This is a genomic window from Bacillus sp. 37MA, assembly GCF_000372765.1.
In the GTDB taxonomy this organism is placed as follows: Bacteria; Bacillota; Bacilli; order Bacillales; family Domibacillaceae; genus Domibacillus; species Domibacillus aminovorans.
In genome coordinates this window covers 3445722-3453464 of record NZ_KB889752.1, presented here as the reverse complement: position 1 = coordinate 3453464, position 7743 = coordinate 3445722, and the positions used below count along the sequence as shown (strand labels likewise).

7 protein-coding genes are annotated in these 7743 nt (G+C 42.8%); 1 reads left to right on the top strand and 6 read right to left on the bottom strand.

Going from position 1 to position 7743, the window contains the following annotated elements:
• Positions 1 to 944: 944 nt before the first annotated feature.
• Complete coding sequence (locus A3M5_RS0118990; protein WP_018395362.1) at positions 945 to 2045, bottom strand: AbrB family transcriptional regulator; 1101 nt, start codon at positions 2043 to 2045, stop codon at positions 945 to 947.
• A gap of 122 nt (positions 2046 to 2167) precedes the next feature.
• Between A3M5_RS0118990 and A3M5_RS0118985 the strand changes: the two genes are divergently transcribed.
• Positions 2168 to 3040 (top strand): LysR family transcriptional regulator, encoded by an 873-nt coding sequence (locus tag A3M5_RS0118985; RefSeq protein WP_018395361.1) that lies wholly within the window; start codon positions 2168 to 2170, stop codon positions 3038 to 3040.
• 77 nt (positions 3041 to 3117) lie between these two features.
• On the opposite strand, the gene A3M5_RS23310 is transcribed toward A3M5_RS0118985, so the two are convergent.
• The 5 genes from A3M5_RS23310 to A3M5_RS0118960 form a co-directional block, all read right to left on the bottom strand.
• A complete protein-coding gene (locus tag A3M5_RS23310; RefSeq protein ID WP_196803575.1) occupies positions 3118 to 3876 on the bottom strand; it encodes an inositol monophosphatase family protein in 759 nt (252 codons plus the stop codon).
• A gap of 102 nt (positions 3877 to 3978) precedes the next feature.
• Positions 3979 to 4635 carry an ABC transporter ATP-binding protein gene (locus A3M5_RS0118975; RefSeq protein ID WP_018395359.1) on the bottom strand — a complete coding sequence of 219 codons (657 nt, stop codon included), beginning with the start codon at positions 4633 to 4635 and terminating at the stop codon, positions 3979 to 3981.
• Entirely contained in the window at positions 4635 to 5612 is a 978-nt protein-coding gene (locus tag A3M5_RS0118970; RefSeq protein ID WP_018395358.1) for an FtsX-like permease family protein, read from the bottom strand. Before A3M5_RS0118970 ends, A3M5_RS0118975 begins: the two co-directional genes overlap by 1 nt.
• A gap of 67 nt (positions 5613 to 5679) precedes the next feature.
• On the bottom strand, positions 5680 to 7059 hold the full coding sequence (locus A3M5_RS0118965) for a sensor histidine kinase (protein ID WP_026221820.1): 1380 nt from the start codon (positions 7057 to 7059) through the stop codon (positions 5680 to 5682).
• On the bottom strand, positions 7059 to 7733 hold the full coding sequence (locus A3M5_RS0118960) for a response regulator transcription factor (RefSeq protein ID WP_018395356.1): 675 nt from the start codon (positions 7731 to 7733) through the stop codon (positions 7059 to 7061). Before A3M5_RS0118960 ends, A3M5_RS0118965 begins: the two co-directional genes overlap by 1 nt.
• Positions 7734 to 7743 lie beyond the last annotated feature (10 nt).

Here is a 7743-nt window from a genome sequence, read left to right as displayed (position 1 = left end):
CATGAAATCTTCGATATTATTCGGTATTAGCCCCGGTTTCCCGGAGTTATCCCAATCTGTAGGGCAGGTTGCCCACGTGTTACTCACCCGTCCGCCGCTAATCTAAAGGAGCAAGCTCCTTTAGATCCGCTCGACTTGCATGTATTAGGCACGCCGCCAGCGTTCGTCCTGAGCCAGGATCAAACTCTCCAAAAAGTGTTTGACTTGCTCATAAATAAAACATGTTAAAAATTAACGTTGGCGTTTATTTTGTTCAGTTTTCAAAGATCAATTTCAATCGCTGTTATCAACGACAGCTTTAACATCATACCATTTATTCAATATGAATGTCAACATGTTTTCAGAAGTAATTATTCCGATAAAACATATTACTTGTTAAGAATTTGACTACATCTAAACATCCACTCACTCCAAGTTGATGTTATATCAGTAGCAGATCAACATTGTACCATTTCCCGAAACATAAAGTCAATAATTTTTCCCGAAAAATCACTTGTGGATAGTTATTATCGAATTTCAAATGTACTAGGGATTTACAAAGCCACAATAATTAGCGACAGGAATTAATATAACATACATTCAAAAATAAAGTCAATGATTTTTCAACTTAATTTTTCATCTGATATACATTACCTTTTTTAAAAAGGAGTTCTGCTTATTTAAATAAATACTCCTTTTTGATGCGTTTCTTCTATTAATAGTAAGCAGCATATAAATGTGATTGAAAGCGAGTGAATAGTTTTGACTGTTCCACACGCAGACCGACTTTTTCACCACTGGAACTTTTTCAAAGTAGCCTGGCACGATCTTTTCTGAAAAAATACTTTTCGTATCGTGAATGGTTAGTTTTTCACCGCCCTTGGCAGCAGTGCTTCCATATCTTTAGAAAACTTTTCAATCCACATTTTCACTTGTTCAAACAAACAATGAATCGATATAAAAAGTTAAACCGAGGCATGTGAATGAACCTCTTTCCGAACTTCCCATGCATGCAGCAATTTGAAAATTGGCGGCAAAATGAGGCAGACAGCAATAATTCGTAGCACCTGTACAGCGACGACAAATGTCGAGTCGGCATCAAGAACAACAGCGGTTGTCGCCATTTCAGCGATGCCACCTGGTGCAAATGCAAGTGCCGCAGTCATGAACGCCATTCCAGTCATTTCCGAAACAGCATAGGCGCATGCAAACATTGCGACAATTAAAACTATGGTGCTGATGAACGCGACCGTTAACGTTTGTTTTAATCCGATAAACATTTCTTTCCGGAAACGCGAGCCAATTGATACCGCAATTAAAATTTGCGATGCGACCATCACACTGTGCGGCCAGAATGCGGCCATATCATGACCTACGTATGAGGAGCTAACGGACTGGACGATCGCAACAGCGACCATGCTTCCAAGCAGCGATGGTGCCGGAAATTTCAATAGTTTTCCTAACCGGTATCCTCCATAAGCAATAACAGCCAGTACCGCGGTCCACAAAAGCTGATTCATTTCAAATGATAGTGCCGCAGGCCCCGCCTCAACCGGTATCGATGCATGAAAAACGGGTGCCGACACGATGACTGGGATAATTAAAATAACGAGGAAGACACGCATCGTTTGAATGAGGCTGACGACCGCTGTGTTTGCGCCGACTTCTTCCGCCATTCCAGGCATCGCTGACAATCCACCCGGTGCTGTGCCAAAAAAACTCGTCAGCATATCCGTCCGGCTAAATTTCCATAGCATATAACCGGATAGCAGTGAAAACACGATTGACAATAACAACATGACGAGAATAACCACCCAGTGCTGCTGAAAAACGGATAAGAGCGATAAATTTATTTTTTGCCCGAGCTCAATGCCTAAAATGCATTGCCCGATATAAAGCCAGTATTTCGGTGTTCCTTTGGATCCCAGTAAATGTGGCTTTGCGAAAGAAATAAGTGCTGCCGTTAGCAGCGTTCCGAGCATCCAGCCGATCGATAAACCCGTCATCGACAATAAAAGACCACCCACACTGCTCGTCGCCATAAACAACCATTTATTTTCTTTCATTATATCTTCCCTCTTTCTGTTCCTTGTACAATTAACTATAATATACACACAGAAATAAATAAAATAATGGTTTAATATGATCAATCATAAATAAAAATTATGTCTATTGGAGGGGATTTTATATGGATGAGCGTGATTGGCTCTTTTTGCAGACACTTTATGAAGAAAAAAATATTACGAACGCAGCAAGAACGTTGTATATTTCACAGCCTGCTTTGACAAATCGATTAAAACAAATTGAAAAAGAATTCGGCGTTCAAATCGTCAATCGCGGCAGGCGCGGTGTTCAGTTCACACCGCAAGGCGAGTATTTAGCAAAATGCGCGCACGAAACGATTCATCGCATGCAGCAAATAAAAGAAAACGTACTCAATATGGAAAATAAAATCGCCGGCACATTGCGACTTGGTGTCTCCACCTTTTTCACAGATTACAAACTGCCCGGCTTGCTGAAATTATTTAAAGAGGAGTATCCAGATATTGAGTTTAAAGTAACGACGGATTGGAGCAGTCAAATCGCTCATTTAATCCATAACCAGGATGTACATGTTGGATTGGTGAAAGGCGACTACAAATGGAAAGACCAAAAGCGGCTCTTATTTGACGAATCGATCTGCATCGCCTCAAAAGAAAAAATTGATTTGAGTGATCTGCCCGACTTACCACGTATTGATTACCGCACCGATCAAAACTTAAAAATGATCGTCGACAATTGGTGGGCAGAAAACTATACAAAGCCGCCACTTGTCAGCATCGATGTCGATAAAGCCGGCACGTGCAAAAACATGGTCGCCAACGGACTCGGCTATGCCATTTTGCCAAGCATGATTTTAGACGATCTTGAAGACTTGCATAAAACCGAACTAAAAACGAGTGAAGGCGAGCTGATTATCCGTAAAAGCTGGATGTTCTTTCACGAAGAGTCTCTGCAACTAAACATTGTGCGGGCATTTGTTGAATTTATTGAGCGAATCGATCTGGAAGCCATTCATTAAAGTAGTAAAAACTAAGTAAACAAAAACGAGATGCCCCGCCAATATCGGGACACCTCGTTTCTTCATTGCAATTAATTTCATTTTGAGCCATTCAGTATGTTTTGCAGACCAGCTATTGCTTGCTTTTGTCCAAACAGTGTGTACGGACCGGCAGTTGCCGTAACACCACCTGCTTCTGTGACGAGTAATTGTCCGGCTGCTACATCATAAAACGCTGGGCTCATGTAAAGTGCCGCATCAAAACGGCCCGCTGCAATGTAAGCTAATGATACGGCCGCAGTCCCAATAATCCGCACTCTGTACACATCATTCACAATTTTACCAAGAAGTTCGAGACGCTGCGTGTTCGCTTCTTTATTCCCGTCTTTTGCAAAATCGCTATGGGAAATGATTGATTCTGCGAGACTGACTTCACGCACCTGAATCCGTTCCCCGTCTTTAAACGCACCGCTGCCTTTTGACGCCCAGTATACTTCATTCAACCCTGGAAATGAAAGGACCCCCACAATTGGATCATTTTTATATGTTAGTGCGATCGATACACCATATAAAGGAACACCCATGCTGTAATTAATCGTGCCATCGATTGGGTCAATCACCCATTCAAAATCACTGTCACTATCAATCGCCCCTGCTTCTTCACTAAAGATGCGATGATCAGGATAGGCTGCTTGAATGCGTTCGATGATCAGTGCTTCCACTTTCAAATCCATTTCCGTCACGAAATCTTTTGCGGCCTTCAACGTCTGCCCGCCTGCTTTGCCTTCCTGAGGTAAAATAAACTGTCCTGCTTCTTTTCCAAGCTCAATCGCAAATGCTAAATAATCTTTATACATATAATCGCTCCCCATATCTATGTATTCTTCCTCTTCTATCATACAGCATCCAAACAGATGGGTCATTTAAAAAAAGGATCAGTCCCAGGCGGACTGATCCTCTCATCTGATTTTCCCATCTTCAATCCGCACAATGCGGTCACATACATCAAGCATTCGTTCATCGTGTGTCACCATGATGGCTGCTTTATTGCGCCGTTTCACTTCATCGGCAATCATTTCAACAACGTCCCGGCCACGTTTTGAATCAAGGCTTGCAGTCGGTTCATCCGCAAGTAAAATGTCTGGATCATTCATCCAGGCCCGGGCAATCGCCACACGCTGCCGCTCGCCGCCTGACAGCTTTTCTGGATAATGACCGGTCCGGTGCGATAACCCAAGCTGTTCCAGCAGCTCATCCGCCTTTTTTTCACCAGCTGTCTGTTCTCCCGATAATTCTGCAATCAAAAGAAGCTGATCACGCACCGTTAAATAGGGAATTAAGTTAGACGTTTGAAAAATGAAACCGATTTTCTCTAAACGAATACGATGGCGTTCTTTTTCAGACAAATAGCTAAGATCTTCTCCCCCAACCAAAACGCGTCCAGACGATGGTGTCAACAAAGCACCCGCAATCGATAAAAAAGTGCTTTTCCCCGACCCGGATGGTCCGACGACGGCCACAAATTCGCCTGCTTTCGCTTCAAATGAAATATCGTTCAATGTATTTGTATTTCCAAATGACTTATTTACATGATCCAGTATTAGTTTCGCTCCCATTAAAATGACCCTCCCATCGCGTCAAGCGCATCCACTTTCGTTACTTTATACAACGACAGCAAAGAACCAAGTACCGATACAGCCAAAAAAAGAAGCGAAGTGCCTGCAGTAACCGATGGCGTCAAATAAAATGGCAAATCCACTGGCAAGACAAAAGCGATTCCATAAACGAGCGTAACACTAATGAGTAAACTTACGATCGAGATGATGATCACCTGAGAAATAATCGTCCGTGCAAGATAGATTGAATGCGTACCGATCGCTTTTAAAACGCCAAATTGATGCATTTTTTGAATCGTCATGACATAAAAAAATACCGCAAGCACAATTGCTGCAATCATAAACAAAAAGACAATCATCATCATCAATGATCCTTGTTCTTCTTTATAACCAGGAATACTTTGCAACGCTTCTTTTTTTGTCAGCAATTCTACACCATCTACGTGTATACTCTTTGATTGAACGGCCACGGCACTGACAGGCCCTTCTGTTACAAAGATCGCAGGCGTATGGCTGAATGACTGTCCTTCTGTTAAGCCGGTCACCGTCATGACTTCCCTAGTAATAGAGTCCGTGAATTGATCACCAATTGTCATTTGCAGCGACTGATCTGCGACAACACCTGACTTACCTTCTACAATTCTTGGCATAATCTCACTTTCCGGATTCATCGAAAACACCGTTACATCGACTTTTCCAGTATGCTCAATCGTCATCATCCGAACACCGAACGGCTCGCCGCCAATCGCATCTACCTGTCCAGCCGATAATTCGGAACGATTCAGCCGGTTATCTGCTCCTTCCTGCAAAACAAAATAGTCGGCGTCCATTTTTTGAATCACTGCTGCATTATCAGAAGCAAGCCCATTCGCAAGACCAGTCACAAACAGGACAAGCCACGCCACAAGCACCATAATGAGCCCGATCAGCGTATAACGGAGCTTCGCGTATTTCATTTCTCTAATCGCTAAAAACATCATTTATCCACCTTTCTTTTTTCCTGTACACAGTGTAAGAAAGAAAGATGAACGCAATATGAACGGATTATGACAAAATCGGCAGACTGACTGAAAATGTTGTTCCTCCTCCAGTTTCACTTTCTACTTTAATCGATCCATTATGCAAATGAACGATCTTTTGCACGATCGAAAGGCCGAGTCCTGTGCTGCCTTCTTTTCGGTTTCGCGCTTTATCGGCTCGATAAAAGCGATCAAATATAAAGGGCATGTCTTCTGGTGCAATTCCCTGTCCTGTATCCGTGATCGTAACGATACACATCCATTCCGTTTTCGATACATCAATTGAAATCGTACCGCCTGCTCCCGTATATTTAATACTGTTTGTAATCAAATTCACCCATACTTGATGAAGCAATTTCTCATCTGCTGTAATGGAGGCAGACGCGATATTCAAACTGAACGCCAGATCCTTTTCCTGCCAGCTCCATTCTGTCATTAAGATAACCTGCTTTATTTGTGCTGCGACATCGTATGATTTTTTCTCCAACGTTGTGTCTTCCTTGTCAAGCGTGGCGAGAGTCAGCAGCTGCTTGCTTAAGCTGGACATTCGCTGACTTTCTTCTTCAATGATCGTTAAATAACGCTCGCGTTCGGCATCTGATAGCTTTTCAGTTCGAAGTGTTTGAGCGAAACCTTGAATAGAAGCAAGAGGCGATTGTATTTCGTGCGATACGTTTGAAACGAATTCCTGACGCATCTCATCAAGCTGCGATAAACTTTTCGCCATCTTAGCAAAATGATTAGTAAGCGTTCCGATTTCATCTTTCCGCTTTACATTCAAGTCGACATCATACATGCCTTGCGCGATTTTCTTCGTCGCATCGGTCAATGTCACAATGGGTTTGACGATGTAACGCGTACTCATAATCACAAGCACCATACTTATCAGAATCATCAGCAACACGAGCACAGAGAAGAAAAGGCGGAGTTCACCAAACTGCACTTCTGTATTCGGGCGCATAAACAGCGCATACCGATCACCATTTATCATCACCGGTACGCCAATCGTGTTGACTGCTTCATTGTCAAAAAAACCGGTCACAAATGCGTTGCCGGCAAAATGCGAAATGCCATGGTATGTTTCACCAGCTTGAACGCGCCTGATAATGTCTGCACCTAAGTTACGATCGCGAAATGCACCGCCATAGTCATTCCCACCCTGTTCATTAACGAGATAGATTTGGTAACCAAGCGCCCCAATGTGATTCAAATAGTTATCTTTATTCAATGATGGATTATTATTTGTAAATGCTGCAATGTTCTGTGCCATAGCCGTTATTTTTCCATCATTATACGGCTTTAAAAATTGTTGATAATACACATTTGAAACGATAAAGGCGATAAAACTGCTCACGAGCATGACAAAAATTGTTGTCCATACGATACGTAAATAGAGCGTCTTCATCATTGCTTTAACTCCATTTTATATCCTACACCCCTCACGGTTTTGATCAAAAAATCATCCGTCCGCCCTGAAAATCGCTCGCGAAGCCGCTTTATATGAACATCTACCGTTCGATCGTCTCCCGAAAAATCGATGCCCCAAATGAGATGAATCAATTCTTCTCTCGTAAAAATCCGTCCCGGAAAACTCGCCAGCTGAGCCAATAATTCAAACTCTTTCATTGGCAGCATCATGAGCTGTCCTCCACACTCCACTTCATAACTGCGCCGGTCAATCGTCGTGCCGTTCATGATGATTTTCTCTTCATTCACCTTCTGATACCGGCGGAGCAACGCCTTTATTCGAAACAGTAATTCCTTTGGAGCAAAAGGTTTCGTCAAATAATCATCCGTTCCGACTGCATACCCTTTTTCTTTATCCTCAAGCTGATCTTTCGCTGTCAATAAAATGACCGGCACATCGTAATGACGCCGAATTTCTTCGCATAGCTCATATCCGTTCTTATTTGGCATCATGACGTCGACGATCGCTAGATGAATCGTCTTTTGCTCAAGGAGAAGAGATGCCTTCGCTCCATCGTCTGCTTCAAACACAACATACCCTTCTTCCTGCAGCGAACGCCGGACAAGTTCGCGAATATGCACGTCGTCATCCGCTACTAAAATATGAATCATTCGCTCACAT